Annotated in this window: 20 protein-coding genes; 8 read left to right on the top strand and 12 right to left on the bottom strand. The window is 60.3% G+C overall.

Annotated features, from left to right (window positions below; all coding sequences use genetic code 11):
- Nucleotides 1-805: 805 nt before the first annotated feature.
- A complete protein-coding gene (gene hisI, locus BV034_RS14425; RefSeq protein WP_050027709.1) occupies nucleotides 806-1,231 on the bottom strand; it encodes a phosphoribosyl-AMP cyclohydrolase in 426 nt (141 codons plus the stop codon).
- A 126-nt stretch (nucleotides 1,232-1,357) separates the two neighbouring features.
- On the opposite strand from hisI, the gene BV034_RS14430 reads away from it, so the two are divergent.
- Together BV034_RS14430 and BV034_RS14435 are read left to right on the top strand one after the other, a co-directional pair.
- Nucleotides 1,358-2,338: a DNA polymerase III subunit delta' gene (locus BV034_RS14430; RefSeq protein WP_050027710.1), complete on the top strand. Its 981-nt coding sequence runs from the start codon at nucleotides 1,358-1,360 to the stop codon at nucleotides 2,336-2,338.
- A gap of 44 nt (nucleotides 2,339-2,382) precedes the next feature.
- Nucleotides 2,383-2,814, top strand: a complete 432-nt coding sequence (locus tag BV034_RS14435; protein ID WP_050027711.1) for a MauE/DoxX family redox-associated membrane protein — start codon at nucleotides 2,383-2,385, stop codon at nucleotides 2,812-2,814.
- A 544-nt stretch (nucleotides 2,815-3,358) separates the two neighbouring features.
- Here the strand turns inward: BV034_RS14435 and BV034_RS14440 are convergent.
- Nucleotides 3,359-4,585 (bottom strand): class I SAM-dependent RNA methyltransferase, encoded by a 1,227-nt coding sequence (locus BV034_RS14440; RefSeq protein ID WP_050027712.1) that lies wholly within the window; start codon nucleotides 4,583-4,585, stop codon nucleotides 3,359-3,361.
- Between the two features lie 177 nt (nucleotides 4,586-4,762).
- On the opposite strand from BV034_RS14440, the gene glmS reads away from it, so the two are divergent.
- On the top strand, nucleotides 4,763-6,613 hold the full coding sequence (gene glmS / locus BV034_RS14445; protein ID WP_050027713.1) for a glutamine--fructose-6-phosphate transaminase (isomerizing): 1,851 nt from the start codon (nucleotides 4,763-4,765) through the stop codon (nucleotides 6,611-6,613).
- 32 nt (nucleotides 6,614-6,645) lie between these two features.
- Nucleotides 6,646-7,419: a hypothetical protein gene (locus BV034_RS14450; protein WP_265593007.1), complete on the top strand. Its 774-nt coding sequence runs from the start codon at nucleotides 6,646-6,648 to the stop codon at nucleotides 7,417-7,419.
- A 176-nt stretch (nucleotides 7,420-7,595) separates the two neighbouring features.
- Here BV034_RS14450 and BV034_RS34765 read toward each other — a convergent pair whose 3' ends face one another.
- Genes BV034_RS34765 through hpt form a run of 3 tightly spaced genes read right to left on the bottom strand, consistent with a single transcriptional unit; the run spans nucleotide 7,596 to nucleotide 9,562 of the window.
- On the bottom strand, nucleotides 7,596-8,690 hold the full coding sequence (locus tag BV034_RS34765) for a GNAT family N-acetyltransferase (protein WP_050027715.1): 1,095 nt from the start codon (nucleotides 8,688-8,690) through the stop codon (nucleotides 7,596-7,598).
- A 38-nt stretch (nucleotides 8,691-8,728) separates the two neighbouring features.
- Complete coding sequence (moaD, locus tag BV034_RS14460) at nucleotides 8,729-8,974, bottom strand: molybdopterin converting factor subunit 1 (protein ID WP_050027716.1); 246 nt, start codon at nucleotides 8,972-8,974, stop codon at nucleotides 8,729-8,731.
- A 30-nt stretch (nucleotides 8,975-9,004) separates the two neighbouring features.
- Complete coding sequence (gene hpt / locus BV034_RS14465; protein ID WP_050027717.1) at nucleotides 9,005-9,562, bottom strand: hypoxanthine phosphoribosyltransferase; 558 nt, start codon at nucleotides 9,560-9,562, stop codon at nucleotides 9,005-9,007.
- A 40-nt stretch (nucleotides 9,563-9,602) separates the two neighbouring features.
- On the opposite strand from hpt, the gene pdxH reads away from it, so the two are divergent.
- Nucleotides 9,603-10,262: a pyridoxamine 5'-phosphate oxidase gene (gene pdxH / locus BV034_RS14470; protein WP_050027718.1), complete on the top strand. Its 660-nt coding sequence runs from the start codon at nucleotides 9,603-9,605 to the stop codon at nucleotides 10,260-10,262.
- Between the two features lie 80 nt (nucleotides 10,263-10,342).
- Nucleotides 10,343-10,936, top strand: coding sequence for a MarC family protein (locus BV034_RS14475; protein WP_050027719.1), 594 nt, complete (start codon nucleotides 10,343-10,345; stop codon nucleotides 10,934-10,936).
- 979 nt (nucleotides 10,937-11,915) lie between these two features.
- Here BV034_RS14475 and BV034_RS36040 read toward each other — a convergent pair.
- Nucleotides 11,916-13,310, bottom strand: a complete 1,395-nt coding sequence (locus BV034_RS36040; RefSeq protein ID WP_050027720.1) for a hypothetical protein — start codon at nucleotides 13,308-13,310, stop codon at nucleotides 11,916-11,918.
- A 147-nt stretch (nucleotides 13,311-13,457) separates the two neighbouring features.
- On the opposite strand from BV034_RS36040, the gene asnB reads away from it, so the two are divergent.
- On the top strand, nucleotides 13,458-15,410 hold the full coding sequence (gene asnB, locus BV034_RS14485; protein WP_050027721.1) for an asparagine synthase (glutamine-hydrolyzing): 1,953 nt from the start codon (nucleotides 13,458-13,460) through the stop codon (nucleotides 15,408-15,410).
- Between the two features lie 67 nt (nucleotides 15,411-15,477).
- A complete protein-coding gene (locus BV034_RS14490; protein ID WP_081887824.1) occupies nucleotides 15,478-16,668 on the top strand; it encodes a glycosyltransferase family 4 protein in 1,191 nt (396 codons plus the stop codon).
- A gap of 185 nt (nucleotides 16,669-16,853) precedes the next feature.
- Here BV034_RS14490 and BV034_RS14495 read toward each other — a convergent pair whose 3' ends face one another.
- The 6 genes from BV034_RS14495 to BV034_RS14520 form a co-directional block, all read right to left on the bottom strand.
- Nucleotides 16,854-17,975, bottom strand: a complete 1,122-nt coding sequence (locus tag BV034_RS14495) for a glycosyltransferase family 2 protein (RefSeq protein ID WP_265593008.1) — start codon at nucleotides 17,973-17,975, stop codon at nucleotides 16,854-16,856.
- Nucleotides 17,936-19,207 carry an O-fucosyltransferase family protein gene (locus BV034_RS14500; RefSeq protein ID WP_265593009.1) on the bottom strand — a complete coding sequence of 424 codons (1,272 nt, stop codon included), beginning with the start codon at nucleotides 19,205-19,207 and terminating at the stop codon, nucleotides 17,936-17,938. The genes BV034_RS14495 and BV034_RS14500 overlap by 40 nt, the downstream gene beginning before the upstream one ends.
- A gap of 48 nt (nucleotides 19,208-19,255) precedes the next feature.
- Nucleotides 19,256-19,708 carry a hypothetical protein gene (locus BV034_RS14505; protein WP_050027725.1) on the bottom strand — a complete coding sequence of 151 codons (453 nt, stop codon included), beginning with the start codon at nucleotides 19,706-19,708 and terminating at the stop codon, nucleotides 19,256-19,258.
- Nucleotides 19,701-20,456, bottom strand: a complete 756-nt coding sequence (locus tag BV034_RS14510; protein ID WP_050027726.1) for a hypothetical protein — start codon at nucleotides 20,454-20,456, stop codon at nucleotides 19,701-19,703. Before BV034_RS14510 ends, BV034_RS14505 begins: the two co-directional genes overlap by 8 nt.
- Nucleotides 20,457-20,579: 123 nt before the next feature.
- The gene (locus BV034_RS14515) at nucleotides 20,580-21,872 is read right to left on the bottom strand and encodes a hypothetical protein (RefSeq protein WP_050027727.1); all 1,293 of its coding nucleotides are present in this window, start codon (nucleotides 21,870-21,872) and stop codon (nucleotides 20,580-20,582) included.
- A gap of 8 nt (nucleotides 21,873-21,880) precedes the next feature.
- Nucleotides 21,881-23,296: a glycosyltransferase gene (locus BV034_RS14520; protein ID WP_265593010.1), complete on the bottom strand. Its 1,416-nt coding sequence runs from the start codon at nucleotides 23,294-23,296 to the stop codon at nucleotides 21,881-21,883.
- Nucleotides 23,297-24,682: the final 1,386 nt, after the last annotated feature.

Here is a 24,682-nt window from a genome sequence, read left to right on the forward strand (position 1 = left end):
TTCAAGACGAAAGACTTGAGTCAGTAAAGGAGGGAGGGACGCCCCTGTCCTGGTCGAAGGCGTGATGTTTGAGGTGGCGCGTGGTTAGGGCGTGCAGCGGCCTTTTGCTGCCGCTCCCTCTGCTTCCACGCGGGGCCGGAGACCCCGCCTCCTCTATTCTGCGGCCAAGACTTTTTGAAGTTTGTTTGCGGGTAAAGGAGGCGGGGGTTCCTAGCCCCGCTCAGTCGCTCGGCTCCTGAGGTGGTGGACGGCCATCGGGTTCAGGAGTTCAACACGCTGCCTTCCTCCGCTCGCAAAGCCGTTGGCACAACGGGACTACGCCGCAGGTGGCAGCTTAAAGTAGTTCAGAGCTTCAGCTCGGTATTGGAGGATGTGGATGGCGCGACTGACGCACTGAAGTGCTGGACTGCATTGTCATGTTGCTGCGGGAGTGGTCCGGCTGTCCCCAGCCGCTTGGGGGGAGCGGAGTGAATCGGCGTTGTTGGCCTTGTGGTGTCTCGCCGCGGCTGACGTCAACTGTAGGGCGAGCGCCCCACTTGCCGCGAGCGGCCCCGATGAGGCATCCCGACGCAGACAGTCATCCGGTCCTAGGGGGTGACACGCTGCATCCCTCCGCTCCCGAAGCGGGTTGGGACAACCGGACTACGCCGTGGGTGGCAGCTGAAAGTAGTGGTAGGCTTTAGCCTGCCTGCATGAGACGTGGGTGGTGCGCCTGACGTAGCCTCGTGGCATCGCGCGCATCATGCCCCTGACCTCAAGTCTTGCGTCTTGTGTCTTCAAAGTCTTCTGTCTCCCGCGCAGCGGGTCACCCCTTCACCAACGGCACAGGTCCCGCCGTCACGTTCTCCAGGTCCACCTTGCGGTAGAAGCAGGTGGGGGCCTTGGTGTGGCAGCAGCCGCCGCCGAGTTGCTCGACTTTCAGAATCACGGCGTCCTGGTCGCAATCTACGCGGATCTCTTTCACCACCTGGAATTCGCCGGAGGTCTTGCCCTTGTGCCAGATCTCCTTGCGGCTGCGGCTGTAGTACACGGCCTCACCCAGGGCGATGGTCATGCGCAGGGTTTCCTCGTTCATGTAGGCGACCATGAGGGGCTCGTTGGTCTTGTGGTCGAGGGCGATGGCTGGGATGAGGCCGTCGGCATCGAACTTGGGGGCGAGGACGAGGCCCTGCTCGATGGTCTGCTTGGAATCGCGCTCGGCAAAGGCCAACTGGCTGGCTTCTAGGGACATGATCGTTGGGGGGCGGGGGCTGGGAAAGGTGATTTTTGGGGAGGGTCAAGATGCCGCGGGGCCGGAAAAAGGAAAGCGGCTTTTGATTTGCTTCGACAACCGGGGTGCCATGCGTAGGGAAGGAGCATGGCATTCAAGGCAGACATCGCACTGCAATTCGTGAACCGCGCCCGGGAGCGGGGGCGGCTGGGGCATGCCTACCTCATCTGCGGCCCCAAGGAGGCGGATCTGTCGGCCTTTGCGGTGCGGATGCTGAACCTCGTCTCTGGCAGTGCCTACAAGGATCTGGACACCTGGGAGAAGCACGGCATCTGCGTGGTGCGGCCTGAGAGCAAGTCCCGCCAGATCAAGGTGGACGCCATTCGCGAGCAGGTGGAGCCCTACCTCTTTGTTACCTCCTCTGGGGCACAGCATCGCATGTGCGTCATCGTGGATGCGGAGCGGATGAACGTGCAGGCGCAGAATGCGTTCCTGCGAACGCTGGAGGAGCCGCCCCCCCGGACGCTCTTCCTGCTGCTGTCTGAGCAGCCCCAGCAGTTTCTGGAGACCATTCTGTCCCGCGTGATCCGCATTTCGCTCATGCCGGAGGAGAACACGCGGAAGCTTTCTGAATCAGAAGTGCGCCTCGTCGACCTGCTTTCTGACCTGGCCAATCGCAAGTCTGACTCCCTGGCGGGGGCCATGACCCTGCGACGGGAGTTTGAAGAGATCCTGGAGGACATCCATGAGGCTCTGACGAAGCAGCTGGAGGCGCAGTTTGAGGAGGAGAAGAAGTTCTACAAGAGCACGACCGACGTGGACAACTCCTGGGTCAAGTCCCGCGAGGAGGAGACCGAGGCGGCGATCGAGTCGCGCTACCGTCAGGAGCGCGATGCGCTGATGGAGCTGCTCCTGGCCTGGATGGGCGATGTGCTGCGTCATCAGGTGGGCCTGGAGCGTCTGGACCTGCCGGACTACGCCGCGGCGACCAAGGCCCTGGCGGCCCGCTGGGATGGCAGTACGCTGGCAAGGCGGCTGAAGGAGCTGCGCAAGCTGCACTCCAATCTGCACACCAATGTGAATGAAACGCTGGCGCTAGACTCGGCGTTCATCGCGGCTTTTGCGTGAGAAGCCATGCGCATCCCATGCGTATTGAATTCCAGTATTGACCTATGGAAGAGCGGCGGCAACCCACCTGGCAGATCTGGCTCACCCGTGTGCTCGCATGGGGCTTCGGTGGGCTGTTCGTGTGGGCGGGCTGGCTCAAGGTTCAGGATCCAACACTGTTTTTGATCAGTGTGCGCTCATTCCGGATGCTGCCGGATCCCTTTGCGGCGTGGCTGGCGCTGGGCCTGCCTTGGCTGGAGATCTTTGCCGGGCTGGCCGTGATTACCGGCGTGTTGCGTCGCGGTGGTTTGTTGTTGTTGAATTTGTCGCTCGTGGCCTTTGGCATTGCGTTGGTCACGGCGTTGGTACGGGGGCTGGATGTGGAGTGCGGATGCTTTGGCGGGAAGAACGGGACCACGCATATCTGGGAGGGCCTGGTGCGGGATGTGGTGTTGCTGGCGGTGGGGCTGTGGTTGGGGAGGAGAGTTAGGGGGTAGGAGTTAAGGGTTATGAGTTATGAGTGAGGGGGAGGGGCGATGTGGTTGAGGAGAGGATCAGGGGTGGGGATGCCATGGGCCTACCGCTCCGCGGTAGGGTCAGGGGTGGGGATACCATGGGTAGTCCTCGCCAAACTCGGCCGACCCATGGCTACGGATGGTGAACCCTCCGGGTTCGGAGCCGAGTGATTGCGCCTGTGTAACCGCGGCGAGCGTCAATGTAGCTGCGCTCGTGAGAGCGTGGTGGGTGGTTCGTCCTTGCGGTGTTGGAATCGTCTGAGGGCATGCTTCGGCCCAGCGCCGAACCGCATTTTTACAAATGCAGCTACGAGTTTCGTCTGCGGCGGACCTCAGTATTGTAGCTGCGCTCGTGAGAGCGTGGAGCGTCCATCGTCCCTGCTACGCCGTGATCGTTGCAGGGCATCCTTATGCCTCGGCACCCATCCGCATTCTCACGAATGCAGCTACGAGTGCCCCTACGGCGCCCCTCAGTCGCGGCTGTGTTCGTGAGAACGCAATGCATCTAACCCATAACTCTTTACATCTAACTCCCAACTTTCTTCGTCAACGTCATCACGCACTCCAGGTGGCGGGTCTGGGGGAAGAGGTCAAACGGCTGCACCTTTTCCAGGGTGTAACCGGCTTCCACGAACTTCACGAGGTCGCGCATCTGGGTGGCGGGGTTGCAGGAAACGTACACGACGTTGTGCGGCCCGTAGGCAAAGAGCTGGTGCAGGAAGTCCTCGCCGCAGCCGGCGCGGGGTGGGTCCACAATGATGGAGGACTCCTCTGCGGGCAGCATCACCCCGGCGAAGATGCGCTCGGCACTGCCGGCGATGAATTTCGCGTTGGTGATGTTGTTGATGCGGGCGTTGTGCGTGGCCTTGGCCACGGCGCTCTCGGAGATCTCCACGCCGTTCACCTGCTCGAAGTGGCGGGCGCAGGCCAGGGCAAAGAGGCCGCTGCCGCAGTAGGCATCGATGAGATAACGCGCTCCGTCCGTGCGGGCCTCGCGGGCCACATGCTGGACGAAGGCGGGCAGGATAAACGGGTTGTTCTGGAAGAAGTCACCGGCCTGGAACTCAAAGCGGACGCCTTCCACCACTTCCACAGCGATCTGGGAGGATTCCGTGAGCACCTTGCCCTCAGACGCGCGCATGAGCAGGGTGGCGGCGCGCTTGTAGCGGTGCGCGTTCTGCCGCACCTCATCTCGCAGGGAGGTGAGACGCTCGTTGAGCTCCGGCATGGCGATCTCGCACCGCGGCACATCGATGATGCGGTAGCGGCTGCTGTCGGCCAGGAAGCCGATCTCACTGATGGTCCCATCGCGCGGCGGGGCGAAGTGCGGGGTGATCTTGGACCGGTAGGTGTACTGGGTGGGCGAGGGGATGACAGGCTCCACCGGGTGCTCGATGCGGGCCATGTGCTTCAGGAGCTCTGCCACCTGCTGGCGCTTCCAGTCCAGCTGGGTGGGGTAGTCCATGTTCTGGTACTGGCAGCCGCCACACTGGCCGAACACGGGGCAGGGGGGCTGGACGCGATGCGGGGAGGGTTCCAGCACTTCCAGCAGATCGGCCTCACTGTAGTTCTTGTGGTTGCGATGCACTCGGGCCAGCACCTTTTCCTGAGGCAGGGCAAAGGGCACCATCACCACCCAGCCGTCCACGCGGGCCAGGCCGTGGCCCAGATTGGTCAGGGTCTCAATCTCGAGCGTGAACTCGTGATGGTAGGGGAAGGGGTGGGGGACAAACTTCTTGGGCGGCGCGCGCATGGTCCGTTCATCAACCGCCAAAGGCCCCGGATTGCAACAATTCTCCGCTTTTGAGGCAGTCGGAGGAGGCCTCACGCAGGTTTTTCTGCGGGTGTGACACCGCCTTGACCCTGTCTCCATCGGGGGTTAGCATCGGGGCAGCTTTTTCTATCACCTTTTTTCCCTCTCCATTCACACATGTGCGGCATTGTAGGCTACATCGGCAAGCGTCAGGCCAGTCCCATCCTCCTCGATGGGTTGCGGCGTCTGGAATATCGTGGTTATGATTCTGCTGGGATGGCCCTGCAGAATGGGGCCAGCCTCCAGGTGCTGCGCCGGGCGGGACGCATCGACAACCTGCGCCAGCTCGTGGCGGAGACGGCTCCGCAAAGCATGGCAGGAATCAGCCATACCCGCTGGGCCACCCACGGGGCACCCACAGATGAAAACGCCCACCCTCACCGGGACCAGTCGGGCAATCTGGCCATCGTCCACAACGGCGTCATCGAGAACTACCAGACCCTGCGGGATGCCCTGCTGGCGGATGGTCACACTTTTGGCTCGGAAACGGACACGGAAGTCCTGGCCCACCTCATCGGCGTGTACTACGACGCCAGCCCACAGGCTGACCCCGTCGCCAGGCTCGTTGGAGCCGTGCAGGCGGCTCTGCCCCGGGTGAAGGGTACCTACGGCATTGCCGCCATTCATACCGATGCGCCGGACGTCATTGTGGGGGCCCGTCTGGGCAGCCCGCTGGTGGTCGGTCTCGGGCAGGAGGAGCACTTCCTGGCCAGTGACGTGTCCGCCATCATCGCGCACACGAAGGACGTCATCTATCTCAACGACTACGACGTCGTCACCATCACGAAAGACACCTTCGACGTGCAGGCCCTGGCTGGCGGCTCCGCAAAAGTCAGCGTGAGCCGGGTGGACTTCACGGAAGACGATGCGGAGATGGGCGACTTCCCGCATTACATGCTCAAGGAGATCTATGAGCAGCCACAATCTCTGCGCAATGCCCTGCGCGGCCGTCTCTCTCGCGATGAGGCGACGGTGGTGCTCGGGGGCCTGCAGATGTCGCCCATGGAGTTGCGTCAGATCGACCGCATCATCCTCAGCGGCTGCGGCACGGCCTACCATGCCGGCATGGTGGGCGAGTACCTGTTGGAGACCGTGGCCCGCATCCCCACGGAGGTGGAGATCGCCAGCGAGTTTCGCTATCGGAACGTGCCCACGGACAAGAACACGCTGCAGTTCGTGATCAGCCAGAGCGGTGAAACCATCGACACCCTCGCTGCCCTACGCGAAGCCAAGCGAAAGGGCATGAAGGTGCTCGGCATCGTGAACAACGTGGCCAGCACCATCGCCCGTGAGACGGACGGCGGCATCTACATCCACGCCGGTCCGGAGATCGGGGTGGCGGCGACGAAGAGCTTCACCTCCCAGGTGGCGGTGCTCACGCTGTTGAGCTTCCTCTTCGGCCGCATTCACCACCTGAGCAGCACGGACGGCCTGGAGCTCATCGATGAACTGGAGGCGATCCCGGACAAGATTGCCTCGATCCTGGAGCAGGCGGATCATATCAAGACCATCGCCAACAAGTACGCAGACGCGGATGGCATGCTCTTCATGGGCCGCCAGATCAACTACCCCGTGGCGATGGAAGGGGCGCTGAAGATGAAGGAGATCAGCTACATCTACGCCAGCGGTCACCCCAGCGCCGAGCTGAAGCACGGCATCATCGCGCTTGTGAAGCCGGAGCTGCCAAGTATTTTCCTTGCACCGCATGATGCGGTGTTTGAGAAGAACATCAGCAACATCGAGGAAGTGAAGGCGCGCAAGGGCCCGGTCGTGGCGGTGGCGACCGAGGGACACCCGAACATTGAGAAGGTGGCGGATGATGTGATCTACATCCCGCGCAGCCCCTCGATCCTGAGCCCCCTGCTCACGGTCATTCCTCTCCAGCTGCTGGCCTACTATGTGGCCGTGGCCCGCGGATGCGATGTGGACAAGCCTCGCAACCTTGCCAAAAGCGTGACGGTGGAATGAACATTCTGCGCCAGCACTGGTCTCAGTCGGGGATGCAATGGCGCCTGGCAGCACTGTCGGTCTGTGTAGCCGCAGTTCTGCTGGGATCTTCCGGTCTCAGGGCTGCGGATGTTGTTCCGCAGCCTCATCCGGAGATGCTGCCAGCGGATTTTCTTGATTGCGTGGGCAAGCAGACCAAGGCCCGGTGGCGCACTCTCTACCGCCAGCCGCCGCCCACGCCCTCGTCAGACCGGCGCAAGGTGGCTTTCACCCTGGGTGGCCTGGTGGCGGATGCCTACCTGACGCTCCAGGCTGGCCATGCCCAGCAGTTCAAGAACAACAACCAGGAAGTGCTGAACTACGCCCGCGTGCTGGGCCTGGCGGAAAAGATCACCCCCGACATCCTGGCCGAAGGCAAGATGGCCGAGGCCGAGGACTGGCCCATGCTGCGCGAAAGGCTGGTGCAGAAGCAGGGTGTGATCTCGAACCTGCTCAAGGAGCAGCGCGATGATGACCTGGCCATCCTGGTGGATCTGGGCATGTGGCTGCGCCTGCTGGAGATCAGCTCCGAGCTCGTGGTGGGGAACACGGCGCTGGAGAACAAGTCCCTCTGCATTGGCTCCAAGACCCTGCTGGATGAGATGATCGCCCGCTATGAGCGCCTCACCGAAGCGGCCCGGACCGATGAAACCATCGCCCAGGTCGGCAGTATCTTGCAGATGCTACAACGCCACTGGACCGCCGCGGAGGGCGATCCCTCTGACGAGGTGGTGACGATGACGCATGAGAAGCTGCGCTACTTGATGGGCAAGCTGACGATGAAGTAGGGCCGGCTGCGCCGGAGACACAAGACTTCAAGACAGAAGACTCAAGACTTGAGCCGCAGCGACCGAGAGGGCGGGTGAGGTTGTTGCTGTGACGTTGTTCATCGAACCTGGCTCATCTGCGGAGCGGGAAGGGCATTGTGGGACGTTTGGAGCGTGACCTGCCAGCAGGGCAATCCTCACAACCGCTTCGCCATCACGTGATCGTCCATCACAAACCCGCCACCGATGTCTGTGCAGCGGTCTTCCTCGAACTCGAACCCGGCGCGTAAATAAGCGCGGATGGCTTTGCGATTCTGCCGGTTCACGCGGAGCTGGAGCGCGCTTGCTCCCTCGGCCGTGGCTTCCTCAATCACATGCGTCAGGGCTGAAGCCCCGATGCCGCGGCCGTGCTGGTTGGGCTTCACATAGAGCTTGTGCAGCAGTGCGGTGGATCTTTCCGACTCTGCCCCCGCCTCCAACTCCCAGCCCAGGAATCCGACGATGCTGCCGTCTTCCTCGCGAATGAGTTGATACCTCACACCACGGGTGCTGACTTCCTCCTCCAGATGAGGCACGTTGTACATCAGGCCCAGCATGTACTGGATCTGATCGGGGGTGATGAGTTCGCGGTAAACCTGGGGCCAGATTTCCCGGGCCAGGGCCTCCACGGTGGGCAGATCCTCCCGCCGCGCTGGAACAAACTGCAGGTGGCTGGCGGGTGACCAATGTTCGCCTGCCCACTTCAGTGCGGCCTGCCATGCGGCAACATCGTCGGAAGGGCTGAGTTCCGTAAGATGCCGGACGATGTCCAAGCGGCGAGGCTCGACGATGCCTTCCTCCCGGATTTGCTTCTCATCCGATGGGTGCTCAGACTCAGGCAGCAGATGCTTGGAAAGATACCAGCAGGCCCAGGCGCGCCAGGTGCGCAGAGTCCTGTGCGGCTCCACCATGCGGGTGGCGAGGTGCTGGTAGTGACGGCGGGGATTGCCGATGAACTGGCCCTCCGGACGATGCTGGAGAATCCAGGCCACGGCGTGATAGGGGCGGAATCCCTCGGACTGCAGGGACACCTCCGGCAGATGGCAGGAGAGCGCCCGGTTCACCAGGAGCAGAGACTTGGCGGGGAATCCCTCCAGCCACAGGCTCTGGGCATAGTGCAGCGCTGTGTGGTAGAAGGTCGCGCTGCGGTCCCGGCCCAACGCGTGAATCTCATCGGCCGAGTAGCGCCGATTGATCTGCGGGAGAAAGGGGCAGGGGCTGAGAGCAGGGGAAGTGGGGGCGGGGGCTTCCATGGCGGGGCAAAACGGGGGGTCGACGGCGGGCCGGGGCGCTAGCCTCCTTGAACCGGGGGCATGATGGCCACTTCAGCGCCCTCATGCAGGGGCATGTTGCGCTTGGCGTACGTCTGGTCCACTGCCACGAGGAGGCTCGCGTCCCAGGCCTGCAGCGCGGGCCATTTCTGAAAAAGGTGAGCCAGTAGATCTGCCACCGTCGCTCCGTTAGCGAGCACGATTTCACCCTCTTCGGTCCCCGTGAGGTCCTTTAGAACTGAGAAGTAGAGAACTCGAACCTTCATGACATGGCGGGGGCGGGGGATGGAATACGATCAAATGGCGCTCTCACTGAGTACGCCGATGCAGGGCAGATTGCGATAGTGCCCCTGGTAATCCATGCCGTAGCCCACGACAAACTCGTCCGGGATGTCAAAGCCCACATATTCCACCAGGGGCTCGCGGTCCCGGGGGCGTTGCTTTCTGAGCAGCACGGCGGTGCGGAGCGTGGCGGGCTGGCAGGCGGTGATGAGCTGATCCTGCACGGTGGCCAGGGTGAGCCCGGTGTCCAGGATGTCATCGATGAGCAGCACGGTGCGGCCTTCCAGCCCGGCAGGGAGGCGCTGAAGGAGTTGCACCGTCCCGGTGGAAGAGGTGCCGCCGTGATAGCTGCGGACGGAAACGGTGTGCACCCGCACGGGGAGGGGCACGGAGCGCAACAGGTCCACCACGAAGAACAAGGCCCCGTCCATGAGGGCGACCACGTCCAGTTCCTGGCCCTGATAATCGCGCACAATTTCTGCGGCGATCTCAGCAACACGAAGCTGGATCGTCTCGGCATCGAAGACGATCTTGTCTAAGCTGGAAAGAACACCTGCAACCGCGTCGCTCATGTTGTATCAGAAAAACCACTGAACTCCCTACTTCCTGCAAATGACTCCCGCTGGCAAACCGAATCTCGCCGACCTCAGACTTAGCTACGAAAAAGGTGCATTGGACGAGACCACGCTCCCCGGGGACCCGTTCACGTTGTTTCGGTTGTGGCTGGATGACGCTTTGGCAGCCGGCGTGATGGAGGCGAATGCGATGACGCTGGCGACAGTGTCGGCGGGCGGCCAGCCCTCTGCCCGTACCGTGCTGCTCAAGGGGTTGGATGAGCGGGGGTTCTCCTTCTTCACAAACTACCAGAGCCGCAAGGGGCAGGAACTCACCGGCAACCCCAAAGCCTCCCTTGTCTTTTTCTGGAAAGAGCGGGAACGCCAGGTCTGCGTGCGGGGTGCCGTCACGGTGCTGGGCCGGGAGGAATCAGGAGTCTATTTCAAGAGCCGCCCGTATGGCAGCCAGATCGGGGCCTGGGTGTCTGAGCAGAGCAGCCCCATCCCAAATCGCGAATGGCTGGAGGAGCGTGAGCGGGTGCTCAAGGCGCAATATCCCGAGGGGCAAGTGCCGCTGCCACCCTTCTGGGGTGGGTACGTGCTAGATCCCCATGAGGTGGAGTTCTGGCAGGGGCGCCCCAGCCGCTTGCACGACCGGGTGCAGTATGACCGGGTGGCGGAAGGCTCTGGGTGGAAGTGGACCCGGTTGAGCCCGTGATTCGCAGCGATTGAGATGCGGATGCGCGGTCTGGGAATGGCTTGGTCTTGACGCCACCGGGTGGGGTCGGATGATGGGGCATGCGCCCTACCGACTGGATCAGTGCCCTAGTGCTCCTGCTTATCGTGCTGGATCCACTGGGCAATGTGCCGGTGTTCAGCTCGTTGTTGCGCCAGGTGGAGCCGGCGCGGAGGAAGCGGGTCATTTTGCGGGAGTGTGGGATCGCGCTGGTCGTGCTCTTCTTTTTCCTGGCGTTTGGGGGTGGTTTCCTGAAACTCGTCGGGCTGTCGCAAAGCTCACTGGGCATCGCGGGCAGCATCATCCTGTTCATGATTGCGCTGCGCATGGTGTTCGAGTCCACCGAGAAGGTGTTTGGCGGGCTGCCCCAGGGCGAGCCGTTCATCGTGCCGATGGCCATTCCCATGCTGGCCGGGCCGTCTGCACTGGCCACGGTGATCTTGTTCACCACGCGGGAGGGCGTCTCCACCTTGGGCGCGGTCGGGGCGATCTCCATCGCCATGGGAGTGACCTGTATCGTGCTGCTCCTGGGGGAGCGGATCATTCGCCTGGTCGGCGAGCGCGGCCTGGCCGCCATGGAGCGCCTCATGGGCCTTCTGCTGACCGCGATCGCCGTGGAGATGTTTCTGCGGGGTGTGAAGGAGTTTATGAAGTGAGACAGAAGACTGGAAGACGAAAGACAGAAGACATGAGGTAGGAGGTCGCAGCAGGAGTAGTCCGGCTGTCCCCAGCCGGTTAGGGGAGCGGAGTGGATGAGATGTTGCGTGTCTTTTGGTGCGTTGACGCCCCTGACGTCAGCTGTAGGGCGAGCGCCCCGCTTGCCGCGAGTGGCTCCTGAGGTGGCAATCCCGACAGCCCAGGGATTTTTCAGCGGGAGGGGGGCGAGCGTGGAAGGGCCTGTGCACATGCAACGCCTGAGCTTGCAGGCGGTCATCGGGTTCGAGGGGCTGACGCGTCGTATTTCTCCGCTCCCAAGGCCGGTTGGGACAGCCGGACTACGCCGGAGGCGGGAACTGAAAGTAGTGGTAGGCTTCAGCCTGCCTGCATGAGACGTGGGTAACGACTGGACTACTTTGCCATGCCGCAGCAGGAGTAGTCCGGCTGTCCCCAGCCGGTTAGGGGAGTGGATGAGATGGTGCGTGTCTTTTGGTGCGTTGTCGCCCCCAGACGTCAACTGTAGGGCGAGCGCCCCGCTTGCCGCGAGTGGCTCCTGAGGTGGCATCCCGGCAGGTCGCCCGACAGCCCGGGGTCTTTGGGGGTTGGGGTGTGGGGAGGGTGATCAAGGGCCTGCACACATGCAACGCCTGAGCTTGCAGGCGGTCATCGGGTTCGAGGGGGTGACGCGTGGTATCCCTTCGCTCCCAAGGCCGGTTGGGACAACCGGACTACGCCGGGAGGCGGCAGCTGAAGATAGTGGTAGGCTTCAGTCTGCCTGCCTGCGCGACTGACGCACCGAAGTGACTGGACTACTTTGCTTCGACGGAGCGTCATCCTGGGACGCGTGGACTACTGGGCGAGAGCTCAGGTCTGATGTCTGGAGTCTGCCAGTCTGGTGTCTGCCAGTCTGGTGTCTGCCAGTCTGGTGTCTGCCAGTCTGGTGTCTGCCAGTCTGGTGTCTGCCAGTCTGGTGTCTTTCTAGATCTTGATCCCGATCTTCTTGAAGCCGTTCTTAACGTCATTCAGCAGCACTTCAGAGCTGCGGCCGTCGAAGAGGATGTCCAGCTTGTCCACGCCAAACTGGCGGGAGTTCACGCGCTCAGGGCGTTCGGGGCGGGGGGGAGGGGTGAGCTCCCGGGGGTAGCTGAAGCGTCCGCCGCCCAGTTGTTTCACACCGGGGAGCTTGAAGAATTCCTCCATGGCCTTGCGGTACTCCGCGAGCTTCTTGTCGTACTCGGCCCCTTTGGCGCGCTCTTCGGCCATGGCGTCTAGGTACCTCAGGAAGCGGGTGCCTTTGCCATCGCCATCCAGGTGGCAGAAGTAGTACACCAGCACGTAGGACTGGAAGTAGAGCTGGCGCATCGCGCGGTGCTGGCCCGCAGGGTTGTCGGCGATCTCATCCCACTTGTCGCGGGTCATCCGCATGTGTTCCTCCCAGCCGCGGAAGTCGGCCAGGGTCATGTTCTCCCGCTCGGAGCGTTCCTTGATGTACTCCTTCAGGCCGGACTCGTGCCGACCCGCCTGAAAGCGGCCGGCGTTGTAGGGGATGGACTCCGTGTACTCGGCAGTGCCTTCGATGATCCACGTGGGCAGGAAGCCCAGGTAGTCATGCATAAGCTGGTGGGTGATCTCGTGGACGATCGTGTCATTGCGGTAGTTGTCGTCCTTGAACCAGGTCTTGCCACGCAGGTCCAGGCCCAGGCTCTGGAAGGGGACGCGGAAGGTGCGGTCGGCGCTGAAGTACACGCCGCCGGAGTTTTCCGGGGCTCCGCTGGCCACATAGCTGGCCCGGCTGGCGAAGAACTTGGCCTGATAGCGGCCCAAATCTGCCGGCGGGCGGGGCTCGATGCCCCAGGGGAGAGCCTCCACGAGGGCGCGCGTGGCCTCGAAGGTGCGGGCAATTTCCTTCATCACGCTGCCGGCGAGTTTGTCCTCGGAGGTGAACTCGAAGGCCTCAGAGCGGTAAATGCAGCGCTTCTCGGCAGGTACCTCGTCCACCACCGTGATCTCGATAGCGCGGGTGGAAACCTCCACGACATCGGGCCAGGTGCGTTTCTCGATGGGAGTGCGCGTGCCTGTGGCGGTCGTCACGCCCGCCGCAGGGGCCGATCCGCCGGGTGCCGCAGTGCCGTTCTGCTTGATAAAGGCCTGGTCCGCATTCGAGAGGCGGCTCAGGGCAAATTTCACAGACTGGCCGGAGGCGAGCACGAAAATCACCTGGTCGCCCTCCACGCCGGCGAGCTTGGCCTGCATGACGCGGCCCTGGACGTCGGTCCATTGACGGAGATCTCCTGCCGCAGGAGCCTGCCCCAGGGAGAGGGCAAACGGAGCGCAGGCCAATGCAGCGGTGGCAAAAAAGACGGAGAAGCGCATGGAAGAATTAATAGGCTGTCGAATTATCCCAGACGGGTCTGGGGCGTCAAGACTGTCGTGCGCAGGGAATCGGACGGGGGCGCAATTAGGGCTGGCGATCAGGATGAATTACGGCTTCATTTCTGCTGTCTTGACGGAGAAAACATCATGTGCGGATTCATCGGCTGGTTCCAGAACGGAGGAGGTTTGGACGACGGGCGGCGGCAGCGGCTGTCGCAGGCGTTGGATCTCATCACCCACCGGGGGCCGGATGACGGCTCAGAAGCGGGTGGTCCGGGGTGGTACATGGGATTCCGGCGTCTCTCGATCCAGGACCTCAGCCCGGCGGGGCGGCAGCCGATGCGGTTTGCCGGGGACCGCTGTACGCTGACGTTCAACGGCGAGATCTACAATTTCCGCGAACTCCGCGAGTCCCTGGCAGGCGCGGCCTTCCACTCCACCGGGGATACGGAGGTGCTGGGGCGGATGCTGGAGTGCGCCTCTGAGCCTGAGGATGTGCTGAAGAAGCTGCGGGGCATGTTCGCCTTCGGCTGGTGGAATGAAGAGTCAGGCACCCTGCTGGCAGCGCGGGATCCCTTTGGCATCAAGCCGCTGTACTACCGGCTGTTTCCGGATGGCTCGCTGATGATCGGCTCCGAGATCAAGGCGCTGCGCAAGATGATGGGGTCAGACACCGCGATCTCTCGGGCGGGACTGGCGGAATACTTCCGTTGGGGTGCGGTGCAGGCTCCTCACACCATCTACGAAGGCGTGCAGTGCCTGCCCCCAGGGCACCTCCTGCGCTGGAGCGAGGGCGATCTGCAGGTGGAGCGCTATTTTGTCCCCGAGTGGCCGGGCAAGTCCGAGCGCGTAGGCGGTAAGGAGGCGCTGGATCTCACGCGGGAGGTGGTGAGCCAGAGCGTGAAAGCACATCTCGTGAGTGATGTACCGGTGGGGGTGTTCTTGAGCGGTGGTTTGGACTCGACCCTCATGGTCGCGCTGATGAAGCAGCACGGGCTTTCTGACATCCAGGCCTTCTCCATCGGGTACGAGGAAAATGCGGGCGTGCCGGATGAGAGTGATGCGGCGGAGAAGACGGCGGAGTTCTACGGCTGCCGGTTTGTCCGCGAGCGGCTGACCTCGGCGTCCTTGTTTGCCAAGCTGGATGACTATCTCGCCAGCCTGGATCAGCCCACGGGGGATGCCCTCAACACCTGGCTGGTCTCGCAGGTGGCGGCCAAACACGTGAAGGTGACCCTGAGCGGCCTGGGGGCAGACGAATGGTTTGGCGGGTACAACTATCACCGCCTGCTGCATCTGGCTCAACTGCTGCCCGTAGGTCGCACGCCGCTGCGGCTGCTCACCGCACCGTTGGCGGGAGCCTTGAACGGATTGCTCCCGGCGGGGGCGCAGGGGCACAAGGCATGGAAGGCGCTCTACTATGCCAGTGGCGCCGCCGGACGCAGCTTGCCGGAAATGCATGCTCATGCGCGTGGCATCTTTTCTCCCCGGGAGACGGCCCGCCTGTTGGGCTGCCGCACCAGCGTGGCAGAGCATCTGGCAATGGACAATGAGATCCGCGATGTGCTGGTGGCAGATCTGGATCAGCGGGCACCAGATTCCTGGCTGCACCAGTTGCTGCTGCTGGAAACGGAGACCTATCTGCCCAATACTTTGCTGCGGGACAATGACGTGACCAGCATGGCCCACTCGTTGGAGCTACGGGTGCCGCTGGTGGATCTGGAGGTGTTCACCCTGGCGGGACGCCTTCGCCCCTCCAGCAAGCTCAACCTGCATGGTGGCAAGCGGAACCTGAGGGCGGCGTTTCACGACATCCTGCCGGAGTGGATTGCCCACGACACGCGCAAGAAAACCTTCACCCTGCCACTCATGAAGTGGATGCGGGATGAGGTGTGGAAGGAGCGCATCAGTGACACCCTGCACAGTCACAAGTGTCGCGAACGGGGGCTCATGAACCCCAAGGTGGTGCTGAAGCATCTGGAGGCGTACTATCGCACGGATGTCTCGGACAAGCGGGCCTGGCGTCTGAGCCAGTCCGTGTGGCTCATGTTTGTGCTGGAGTCCTGGGCGGCCCGGCAGACAGAGAGGTTTCAGGAATAAGAGGCGGCGGGCTCTCTGCTGCAAGACAACCCAGAACGGTCAAGAGAAGATTACGAGAGGCGAAAACATGGTGAGAATTCTTCAGGTGTTCAACAGATACGTCCACATGGGCGGCGAGGAGAAGTCCGTGGACCGGATCTACCAGCATCTGGGGGAGGAGCATCAGGTGGCGCGTTGTTTCTTTGAGAGTCGTGACTGGGCCCGCGCTTCTGCCCTGGCCATCCCCGGGCAGTTGATCAAGACCTTCTACAATCACGGCAGCCGCAAGAAGTTCGAGGAGATGATCAAGACCTTCCGGCCGGAGGTGGCTTTGTTTCACAATGCCTTTCCAGTCGGCTCGCCTTCACTGTACCACGCAGCGGCGCGGCACCGCGTGCCGGTGATTCATTATGTGCACAACTTCCGCCCCTTCTCCGTAGGGGGCACGCTTTACTCGAACGGGCAGTTTCTGGAGGAGGCGCTGGGTGGCGACTACCGCCGCGAGGTCCAGACCGGGGCCTGGCAGGGATCTCGTCTCAAGTCTGCTGTGATGGCCCGGGTGCTGCGCCGGTTGCATGCCTCCGGCTGGTTGGACAACGTGCGCGCCTGGGTCTGCATCTCGGAGTTCCTGCGGGACAAGTTGGCCATCGGTACCGGGGTGGAGTCAGACCGGCTTTTCGCCCTGCGGCACTCCTGGGACGCGATGAAGAATCCGCCGCCGCCGGATGACCGCGGTTATTACCTTTTCCTTGGCCGACTGGTGGATGTGAAGGGCGTGGAGGTGCTGCTGGAAGCCTGGCGACATCTGCGGGCCCGGCTTGGTGCTGCCACCCCGGCTTTGCATATCGGTGGTGAGGGTCCGTTGGCAGACCGCGTCAAGGCGGAGGCTGCCCGGTATCCGGACATCCGGTACCTCGGGCTGGTCACAGGCGAGGCCAAGCACGCCGCCATCAGCGGCTGTCGGGCGATGGTGGCTCCTTCTGTCTGGTGGGAGCCGCTGGGCCTGGTGACGTATGAGGCCTACGACTACGGCAAACCCATGCTCGCCGCCCGCTCCGGGGGCTTGTCGGAAACGGTGATAGCTGGCCTCACCGGGTTTCTTCACGAACCCGGGGACGCCGCAGGCCTGGCCGGCGATGTCCTCATCCTGGAATCCATGAGCCTCTCCGAGCGCTACCACATGGGCGCAGAGGGCAGGGTATGGCTGCTGTCAGAATGCAGCCCCGCACGGTGGAAGGCGTCGTTTGGTGAGGTGCTGGCTCATACAGTAGCCAGGTAGCCAGTGCGTCAGTGGTCAAGGTGTTGGGGTCGATGTTGGGCGGAGCGCGTGCTTCAGCTTGCGGAGGTTGGATGGGGTTTAAGGAAATGCGGTGCTGTTCAGGAGAAGTTGTTTGTAGTTCAAACTTCAGTTTGCTGTATTGAGATGCTGTCGCAGACGTCGGGATCCCACATGAACTTCCGGCTCTAGATACGGAGCCAGCGACGCAGCCATCTGGGGACTTTCTTCAGGACAAGGTCGGCCTGTTTTCCCTTCTGTTTTGCATTGGCAAGTTGTACCTTCAGGCTGGCATTGCGCTCTTTAAGCTGGGAGACTTTTCCTCGAAGATCGTGGTTCTTGACTCTCAAGATGCCGTTTTGGTCCTCTGCCAAAGCAAGAGCATCGCTTGATGCAGTCCTCTTGTGGATCTCAAGGCCGGGCTCAATATTCCAGAACAACTCTTTGATGTAGGCGGAACAGTCCGGCACCGTCTGCTCAACCAGCCAACGGAGCTCTTCCTGATAACCACGGAGAAAATAGATGTCGAAGATTTCATCCCTGCTCAGGTGATGAGCATGGCTGCCTGTGGGATGCATCACAAAAGTGCCGCAGAGGTGAAGGTAAAAGGCAGCCTTCATGTGTCGGGCGTTTTTGATCCCAAAAAGAGTATCTGCTCCATGCCCTGCATCTTCCGGGAAAGGGTGGCCTTTTAGATACTCCGTCCGGTAGAGATTGCTGGCCGAGCTGCACAGCCAGTTGTTTATACAGGGCGGATGCGCAGCCTTCAGAGCAAAAGCCACCAGGTCCGGGCCCGAGAGAAGGATGACATCCTGATCTGCCTTCTTCTCCAACAGACGGTGGATCGGCCACAGGGGTCCAAAGCTGGGCTGGTAGTCGCTGTCAAGAAACTGGGGAGGGGAAACCACTACATCGACCTGGTGACGCTTAAATACAGAATCCAATGTGGTGAGATCCCGCTCTGAGATCGCATCCCCGGCAGTGGAGATGTAAGTCACCGGCCGCGTGGCGGCCTGAATGCCAAAGTTCCATGCAGCATAAAGACCGGGAGGGCGGTTGTGGACCTTTACGTTGGGAAACGGAAAAGCCGAAGCGATCAACTCCCGCGTGCCATCAGTGGAGTCGCTATCCACCACGATAACTTCGCCAGCTTTGGGTAGCCACTCCTGAAGAACGGGAACTGAGTGGGCAATCAGTGACCGACAGTTGCGGGTCGGCATGATCACGGAAATATGTTCAAACATGAAATCTAATATCCGCTGAGAAAGGGTTACTTGAACGGTTGTTTCCTCCAGGAGGGCTTCTTCCAAGGCATGAGATTCCAGCCAAAGCGCGTCCAACGATTGATTAAGGTGGAGAGGCGGCCCTTCAGCGTCTCGATCATGGCTTTCTGGTCATTTACCTGCTCTCGAAGCGCCTCGATTTTTTTCAACAGAAGGGCCTTCTCTTGATGAACGTTCTGAAGCCTTAGAAGCTTCTCATTCGCTTCAGCGAGAGCCATGTTGGTGGCAGCCCAATTCAGGAAAGCGTCAATTCTGCACTTCTCGGTGTGCTCAAGCAGGTCATAAAGCTCGTTCATCTGCCCCTGGAGAGTTCGGGCTGATGCCTGGCGAGCGAGAGGCGGATTTCCCACGAGATAACTCCGGCCAACCGATGGGCCCTCGTCCTTGGGGCACAGCCACAACGGCGGCACCGAATGCACGACTTGGCTCTCCGGGGCGAAGTACATGGCTCCCCGGGAGACATTCGAAGCTCCACAGGCCAGATGTCCGCAGCGCGAAAGCAACAAGGCGTCCAGCAACACCTCCAGCCCAAGGAGATAGCGGTGACGATCGCGGTCCCTTTCGAAGAGCCACTTGAAGCCTGCCTCGCGTGGCATATCGATGTGAGCCATCGCAGTGCGATGAGCCGGAATCGTGAGGAGGCGCTCTCTGAACTGGCTTCGAAACAGAGCGACTGTCTCCACCTCGTCACACGCGAGAAAGATCTTCCGATAGGAGAACTCTTGATCGAGCAGGATGGCCTGCTCTAGATAGGTTTCAGCGGTATTAGGTGCCGGATGCAAAGGGGGCCGGTGCTTCCGCATATCCGTACCGCGGACATGAACTCCCAGTATGTCCCCACCGGCCCCTAACGGGATGATGGCGTCAACTCTGTCCCGAATGTCCGGTTTAAGCCGGATGTACTTTTCGACAAGCCCACGTCCTCTGGCGAGTAGGTCAAGAGGCGGTATCACCGGAGGAGATTCGGTTGTGAAACGTCCGGCAATGAGCCCCCCGTTGTCCAATGGGTCCTGAGTCAACGCCTCTCCCAGCGACAGAAAACCAGGCTGATGAAAATAGTATTCCCAGGCGTTCATCACGCCATCCACGGGCTCATCTTCGTTGTAGAGTGTAGGATTGCGCTCCATGTCTATCACCGGAACCAGACCGCTACGGTCCGCATAGTCCAGCCCCTGAAGCACACAGGAAAAATTTGACCAGAAGCCGCACCCTGGCGGAGGTCGGTAGATGACATAGGGGCGCGGGGAACTGGAGGACATTGCCTTTAAGGGTCGAATGTGGCAGGAAGATTGCGCATACAGGACTCTTTACTCCTTTAACTCATTCCGATGTGGTTCAGAGAAAGTGCCGCTCTCCGTTTTCGGCGTTTTTCCCTTAGACTTGCGCAGATCTCTCTTGAGCGAGCGTAACATCCAGGCCTCGACATTCAATATCCAGAAGACTGGAGAGGATCTTCGCATTTCGTCCAGGCGACCATCCACGTATCTCAAAACTTGGCGCTCAGGAAAGGTGCTATAGGCACGGTTCTTCTCTTGCAGCGCTTTTCGTTCCTGTTGCAACTGCGCAATTTTGAGCCGCAACTCCTGCTTCTGCGTCTGGAGTGCCTCGATGGTGCTATTGCGATCCAAGATCACACGTTGGATCTCGGCATGTTGTTCGGCGAGTGTATGATTCAGGCCGGCATGCCGTTGTTTGAGTTCCAGCAGGCTCTCGTCTCTCGCATGCAGCATCTGCCACAAGCGGTGTTCATGTTCATTCATAGGAGGCGAGGCGGTCGAGTTCCTGAAACAGTGGGGGTGCTGGCACCGGTTTTTCTGCCTTCTTGACCATATTTAAGCGAGCGGATTCGGGTTTGCTAGCCAGAGTGTTGTTTCCCGTACAAGCTTGATACTGGTGGAATCCATCGATGCTAGCCGGTTCAATCAACCCCAGCGTTCTTGCCATGGATTGCGTGCTTTGCAATGGCTCTGACCTGATGTCTTCGAGGAAAAACTTGGGCATCCCCGTCCGGTTTATCTCCTTAAGATAAGCTTCATAGCAGGTACAGAATTCTTCTTCCTCTAATGCAGTGCACTGTACGAGGTATTTGCGCATGGACAGGTAAACCTCGTAGGAGCGACGAATGATAGCGATCCCCGTGACGCCCCAGCCCGCGGAATGCAGGTATTCCCAACTTTCAAGGATGCGGCTTGGGACCTGGCCGGGCCTGAGTCCCGGCAAGAAGTTTACCACGGGCCAGTCTCGCACACAGAGTACCTTGCCCTGTTTCTCCACCAGTGCGGAGGCCATCTTTACTTGTTCCAGATAGGGCAGGCAGTCAAACGCCGCAACTTCATCGGCTGAAATCAATTGATGCCATTGACGAAGCTGATGACCGAAAGAGATCGCCGATTCATTCACCCCGACCTCGCATGCAATCACCACCTCCGGGCAGCATGCCAGAAGCTGGTTGGTAAGCGTGCCACCAGACCGGGCGAAGGCGTAGAATACTTTTACACTCTGTTTCAATGGACGGGAAAATTATGTGGTTTTGGCGACAAGGGGGGGCGATGCCCATCCTTCGCCGGCATCTATTTCTGCTCGATTCTTGTGCATGGCACGTTTCGTATGGGGTCAGGAGAAAGTGAGAAGCTATTTGAAAGGTTGTTTCCTCCAGGAGGGTTTGCTCCAGGGCATCAGGCCCCAGCCAAGACGCGTCCAGCGATTGATCAAAGTGGATATGCGGTTCTTCAGCATTTTGATGGTCTTGGCCTGCACCTCGAGCCTGCCCTGGAGTTTTTCCAGCTTGGCGAGCAATTGAGATTTTTCCCGCTGGAGCTTTGCAATTTTCTCCCGAAGTTGAATGCTTTCCCGGTTGATGCTCGCAACGGCTTCCATGTGGTGCCTCACCTCCGGGCTGTTCTGTTGGGCCGCTGCTCTGCCATTTTCTGCGTATTCCAGCAATTCGTGCAGTTCTTTGATATGGCCCCGCAGCACGGCAGCCGATGGCACGCGTGAAAGAGATGGAGCATCCGCCATGTATGCCTTGCCCACGGATACCTCGTCCACACTGGGGCACATCCATAGCGGAGTGACAGGGTGCACAATTTGGCTCTCCGCAGCGAAATACATGGCCGCTTGAGACACATTGGACGCGCCGCAGGCCAGATGCCCACAACGTGAGAGCATCAATGCGTCCAGCAATACCTCAAGCCCAAGCAGGTATCGATGGTGGTGGCGCTTCCCGTCGAAAAGCCACTTGTAGTCCCATTCAGCTGGATCGTCCAGTTGATCCATGGTGGAGCGGTGTGCAGGCAGGGTCAGGAGACGATCACCAAAGTGCTCGTGAAACAACTCCAGCGTATCCTGTTCGTCACAGGCCAGAAAGACTCGCGAATATCCAAAGTCCTGATCGAGCAACCTGGCCTGCTCCAGGTAGGTTTCAGGAGTGCTGGGGATCGGGTGATATGGAGGACGTTTCTTCCGCATGTCCGTGCCACGCACATGCACGCCCAGCATGTCCTTGCTGGTATTCCCTGAAGTGAACGCATCCAGCTTGGCAAGGATGTCAGGCTTGAGTCGAACATATTTGCGGACAAGCTCCCGGCCCCTGGCGAGAACTTCCGGCGGAGGCACCACAACATGGTAGTTGCTGCTGAAGGGGCCAGTGACATCGCCCGCGTTATCCAGTGGCTGGCGATCCAGCGCCTCAGCCAGCGTCAGGGAGCTGGGTTGATGGAAATAATACTCCCAGGCGTTCGTCACGCCGTCCACAGGTTCATCCTCGTTGTAGCGCGTAGGGTGTCGCTCCATGTCAATGACGGGAACCAGACCATGGCGGTCTGCATGGTCCAGTCCCTGGAGCACACAGGAAAAGTTTGACCAGAAGCCCCATCCTGGCGGGGGGCGGTAGATGATATAAGGTCGTTGGGAACTGGAGGCCATAGAAGCGGTCAGGAAACGAGGCTGTCCGAAGATAAACAAATGAAAAGGTCCTTCAATGGCAACAAATGCCAAAATGGGACGATGGCCAGGATCCGGAATCGCCTTAGTAGCTTGAAGATCCAGCGCTTCCGGATGGCGCGGTTGCTTTCTTTTTCTTCCGCAAGTCGCTTTTGGGTCGCTTTCAATTCCTTGTCGGTTGCAGTCAGCTGCTTTTGAAGGGAGGATTCCCGCTTCCGGAAAGCCTCCAGATCCAGCCTCAGCCTGCCGACTTCATCCCCCAATTCAGCGATGGCCTGGGAAATCTGGCCTGCAAGATAGATGTGGGATCTGCCCTCAGGGGTGTGGGCTATTCGCCTCACCTCGCTATTGGTGAAATGGGCCTGCATGTGGTTGTGCAGCATTCGTCCAGCAGTGTAGGTCTGATCAAGTGAGTTTGCCCGGATGTGGTAGTGGGCCAACGGTTCGGGATGAATCAAAATTTCGGTCACTCGAAGGCAACGAAGGTTAAAGTCCCAATCCTCCGCCACAGGCAGGTCTTCCCGGTAGCCACCCAACTCTGACCAGAGGGACTTTTCGTAAAGGAAGCCGTGAATGACGATTTGATTTCTGCCTATCTGCCGGGTGAGGAGGAGCGGCTTCATCTCCCCGCCGCTATGGGTGCGGTGACTCTCCACCAGTTCACCGCTTTCATTGATGGATTCATGAACCATCGCATACTGGCAGGCAGCAGCACGAGGTGCGATGGCGACATTGCTTAGCAACGTTGCGGCGAGCCGCTCCAGGCAGGTATGATGCCAGGTGTCGTCGTCATCCAGGGCAATGATCCAGTGGCCGGTGGCCTCCGCAATGCCCTGATTCAGCAGAGCGCCCAGGCTGCTTCCGGGGCGAGCCTGGACGATTCGGGATTGAAGACCATGGGCCGACTTGGCGCCTTCCAAGAGTTCCGAAGCATAAGTCAGCGCCTCTTCGTGGGCCACGACAATAAGTTCTACCTGGGGATAGCTCTGCTGGACGATGGACTCCAGTGCGCGTCGCATGAGTTGTGGGCGGTTCCGCGTGCGCATGATGACAGAGATTCGTGGCAGCGTAGCGTCAGCTGCTGGTGAAGCAGAAACGGGCAAGTACTGTCGCCCATGTCCCTGGGCGTGAAGCCAGCCGTAAAGGGCGCTTGGGTTTCGACTAAGAAACTGTTGCCTGCCATGGATTTCCCTCGGCAGGGAATTCTGCCATTGGTAGGTGCTGTCCATGGAGATCGTCTCATCATGATTCGGATGAGCGTGACGCAAGACGACATCCTGTGCATCCACCACAACCGAATCTCGATACGCTCTAAAGCTAAACTCATCATCCGAGTAAAGACCACGGTAGCTTGGTGCTAGGAAGAATCCCTGCTGTTCATAACGAGCCTTGGTACAGATGGCCATGCACAACAGGTCATCTTTGCGGTGTCCGTCGGAGATTCTCAGCACCCGCGGTGCCTCAAGATCGCCCAATCTCGCGGTAAAGACGTCATCCCAACCAGGAATAGGCTCCCAGTCATCGGAGAGCTGAACCAGCACCCTCCCACGGGCATTGGCGGCTGCAAGATTCCAAGCGGCAACGCAGCCCCCATTCGGTATTTGGACGACGCGATGGGGAAAGGCGCTCAACGCCACGCAGGATGCCTCATCGTCAGCATCAACAGCAAACAGATGCTCCACTTGATCAGGGTTGCTTGCCGCAGACAACCAGGTGTTGCGACATTGAAGTGCCAATTGTGGACGTCCTCGAGTGGCATGGAGCAGTGAAATAGCCGGGGGAGGTGGGGAAGCCATTTGGAAATGCTAATAGAGAAATAGTTATTTCTGAATCGACTCTATTGTCGGCGCACGCATCCTCAGTGTGGAGTAAGTGCAGAAATTTTCGCACTCATACTAGGTGACCGAGGCGTGGGCACAAGAAAATCCTGAGCGTAACAGGCGGCGTACATGAATTTGCCGCGGTGCAGGACGTCGTTGCTACTTTCCTAGTCCCTTGCTCGTAGTTGAGGGCGCCATCGGGTGAATGAACTCTGCAATCCATTGCTGGTGATCTGATGCTTTCACCGTCGGCGTACCCTCATCCACCGCTACATGGTGGCTTTGAACAGGGGAGGTAGCCAATCGTTGTGCCGTATGCTGTCTAGTTGATAACGTTACCCGAGGACCGAGAGGTGTTGTCAGCGCTTTTCACCGTAGCGAGGCTGTCCGATCAACGCCTGGCGCTCAGGGAGCAGCGTTGGTCTCAATAAGGATCGCCCACAAGTCGATTTCCCGTCGCTAAATCTTTTGAGAGACGGCAAGAGCTTGCTTGAGCTTTTGCGGCGGGTGTTTGGACAGAATTCGAATCACGGCGGGAGTCTGGTGACAAGACTGAGAGAACAAGTCTGAGAACTGCGTCGGCTAAACGAGCATATAGCGGCTGAGCTTGAGCCCCAAAACTCAAAGGGTTGGGAGCCGCTTTCGACCCAAGGTCGATAAGCTGGGTGCTATCGAGTATCTCTACCAGGAGAGTGACTGGCTGGGTAAGGGATGGTGGGAGTGTATCCCATTTAGGCGCGTAGGAAACCACAGGGCAGTTTGTGGCTGTATTCGTGAGAATACGGAAGGGTGCTGGGGCCGGAGGAGGTGGTGGGGGAGTGTGACGGGCGTGGAAAGGTTCGAGGACGCACCACGTTCTCACGAACGCAGCCACTACTGAGGGGCGCCACAGGGCGGCTCGTGGCTGCACTCATGAGAATGCTGAGGGCGCTTGGGCCTGAGGAGGCGTGCGGGGAGCGGGTCGTGGTAGGG

This window comes from Verrucomicrobium sp. BvORR034 (genome assembly GCF_000739635.1).
In the GTDB taxonomy this organism is placed as follows: Bacteria; Verrucomicrobiota; Verrucomicrobiia; order Verrucomicrobiales; family Verrucomicrobiaceae; genus Verrucomicrobium.